The sequence below is a fragment of the Streptomyces sp. NPDC056527 genome (genome assembly GCF_042794475.1).
Lineage (GTDB): Bacteria > Actinomycetota > Actinomycetes > Streptomycetales > Streptomycetaceae > Streptomyces.
In genome coordinates, this window is sequence record NZ_JBHTTQ010000226.1 from 1 (window position 1) to 2,375 (window position 2,375).

Genomic DNA, 2,375 nt, shown 5'->3' on the forward strand with positions numbered 1-2,375 from the left:
TGCGCGTACCGGCCTCCGCCGTGTCCGGACCGACGTGCGGCTGCCGGACCTCCGCCGTCCCGGCGCCCCGGGCCGTCAGGCCTTCTGTCTGCTGCCCCGGACCGAGACCCACAGCATGTCGCCCAGTCCCACCACCGCGATCGCGAAGACGAGTTGGAGCAGGTGTCGCGTCCAGTCGATGCCCCGGGTGTCCTCGACTCCGATCCAGCCCGCGACGGCGTTGCCGAGGATGCTGCCGATGATGCCGAACACGGTCGTCAGCCACAGCGGGATCTGCTGCTTGCCCGGCAGGATCGCCTTGGCGATCAGACCGAGCACGAAGCCCACGATGATTGCCCACAGCCAACTCATGGTCGCCTCCTCAGGCGGCGCGTTCTGCGCATGTGGGGCCAGTCTCGGCCCATCCGCCATACGCCGCATGTCGGACGGCTCCATACGTGACCCGGACTCCTCACCCTCGGACGTCAGGCGTACCGTGGAGACAGGTCCGGACCGGGGAGCGTTCGGCGTGGACGCTGGCGGTGGAATGCGATGCGGAAGCACGGCGGTAGCGAGGTTTTCCGAATCACCGGGGCGCGTCAGGGTCTCGCCGACGATGTGCGCGGCCGGGAGCGCCGGTATGTGATCTCGATGGCGGTACGGACCTTGTCCGTCATCGCCGCGGTCCTCCTGTGGAACGTCGAGCGTCATGTGGCCGTCGTGGCTCTCGTGCTCGGCGCGCTGCTCCCCTATATCGCCGTGGTCATCGCGAACGCGGGACGGGAGAAGCCGCCGGCCCTTCCGTCGACGTTCGTACCGGCGCCGACCCGTCCGGAGCTGCCTGCCGGAGAGGCTCCCGCGGAAGCGCGTACGGAACGTTCGCACGGTCAGAGTTGATCATCACGGCAACTCAAAAGCTCAAGAAAAGCTCAGATCAATCATGAAGTTCCGGTGCACCGTTCCCCATTCCCCGTGACATACTTCCTACGCGCTCCGCATCCCCCGTCGGAGCGACGGACCGATGCCGGGCAGCTCCCCCCGTGGCTGCTCGGCATCGCCATTGCTGGACAATGATCGGGTGAGTGACGAGACCCCGATCTGTTCAGCCAAGGGCTGCCGCGCCGACGCCGTGTGGGTACTGGCCTGGAACAACCCCAAGCTGCACACGCCCGAGCGCCGCAAGACCTGGCTCGCCTGCGAGGAACACCGCGAGCACCTCTCCCAGTTCCTGGGGGTACGGGGTTTCCTCAAGGACGTCGTGCCGCTCGCCGACTGGGAGTCGGCCGGGGACTCAGCCGCCGATCGCTGACATCGGGCGCTCCGGCTGAAGGAAGCTCGGGTCGTCCAGACCCGAACCGGCCTTCTTGCCCCACATCGCCAGCTTCCAGATCCTGGCGATCTCGGCGTCCGGCGCGTCCGAGCGCAACGCCGCCCGCAGGTCGGTCTCCTCGGTGGCGAACAGGCAGGTGCGCACCTGACCGTCGGCGGTGAGCCGGGTCCGGTCGCAGGCCCGGCAGAACGGGCGGGTGACCGAGGCGATGACACCGACCGTGTGCGGTCCCCCGTCCACGACCCAGCGCTCGGCGGGGGCCGAGCCACGCTCGTCCGCGCCCTCGGGGGTCAGGGCGAAGCGGGTGCGCAGCGACTCCAGGATGTCCCCGGCGGTGATCATGCCGTCGCGCTTCCAGCCGTGCTGGGCGTCCAGCGGCATCTGCTCGATGAAGCGCAGCTCGTACGCGTTCTCCACCGCCCAGGCCAGCAGGTCGGGGGCCTCGTCGTCGTTGAGCCCGGGCATCAGGACCGCGTTGACCTTGACCGGGGTGAGACCGGCGTCGCGCGCGGCGGCCATCCCGTCGAGCACGTCGTGGTGGCGGTCCCGGCGGGTCAGCGTCTTGAAGACCTCCGGCCGCAGCGTGTCGAGGGAGACGTTGACCCGGTCCAGGCCCGCGGCCTTCAGCGCCGCGGCCGTGCGCTTGAGCCCGATGCCGTTGGTGGTCAGGGACATCTTGGGGCGGGGCTCCAGGGCCGCGCACCGCTCGACGATGCCGACGAGGCCGGGGCGGAGCAGGGGCTCGCCGCCGGTGAAGCGGACCTCGGTGACACCGAGGTCGGTGACGGCGATCCGCACGAGCCGGACGATCTCGTCGTCGGTCAGCAGATCGGGCTTGGCCAGCCACTGCAGGCCCTCTTCCGGCATGCAGTACGTGCACCGCAGATTGCACCGGTCGGTGAGCGAAACACGCAGGTCGGTGGCGACACGGCCGTAGGTGTCGATGAGCACTGTGGGCCCCCTCCCTGTCGTTCGGTGATTTATACAGCGAGCCTACGCGAGAGTGCCGACAACCAGCAGGGGCCGATTGGAACGAGGACCGGAGCGGCCGCGTCGTAGGACCCTA

Annotated in this window: 4 protein-coding genes; 2 read left to right on the forward strand and 2 right to left on the reverse strand. The window is 69.1% G+C overall.

Going from position 1 to position 2,375, the window contains the following annotated elements; translation table 11 throughout:
- Window positions 1–75: 75 nt before the first annotated feature.
- The gene (locus tag ACFQ7Q_RS38025; protein WP_383563817.1) at window positions 76–351 is read right to left on the reverse strand and encodes a GlsB/YeaQ/YmgE family stress response membrane protein; all 276 of its coding nucleotides are present in this window, start codon (window positions 349–351) and stop codon (window positions 76–78) included.
- Between the two features lie 180 nt (window positions 352–531).
- Between ACFQ7Q_RS38025 and ACFQ7Q_RS38030 the strand changes: the two genes are divergently transcribed.
- Both ACFQ7Q_RS38030 and ACFQ7Q_RS38035 read left to right on the forward strand, forming a co-directional pair.
- Entirely contained in the window at window positions 532–876 is a 345-nt protein-coding gene (locus tag ACFQ7Q_RS38030) for a DUF3099 domain-containing protein (RefSeq protein WP_383563820.1), read from the forward strand.
- Between the two features lie 181 nt (window positions 877–1,057).
- The gene (locus ACFQ7Q_RS38035; RefSeq protein WP_383563823.1) at window positions 1,058–1,288 is read left to right on the forward strand and encodes a hypothetical protein; all 231 of its coding nucleotides are present in this window, start codon (window positions 1,058–1,060) and stop codon (window positions 1,286–1,288) included.
- Here the strand turns inward: ACFQ7Q_RS38035 and moaA are convergent.
- Entirely contained in the window at window positions 1,271–2,260 is a 990-nt protein-coding gene (gene moaA, locus ACFQ7Q_RS38040) for a GTP 3',8-cyclase MoaA (protein WP_383563826.1), read from the reverse strand. The two genes, ACFQ7Q_RS38035 and moaA, sit on opposite strands and share 18 nt — an antisense overlap.
- Window positions 2,261–2,375: the final 115 nt, after the last annotated feature.

Excerpts from the sequence above, each read along its gene's own strand:
- ACFQ7Q_RS38030 (WP_383563820.1), top strand. The coding sequence starts at position 532 with ATGCGGAAGCACGGCGGTAGCGAGGTTTTCCGAATCACCGGGGCGCGT.
- ACFQ7Q_RS38025 (WP_383563817.1), bottom strand. The coding sequence starts at position 351 with ATGAGTTGGCTGTGGGCAATCATCGTGGGCTTCGTGCTCGGTCTGATC.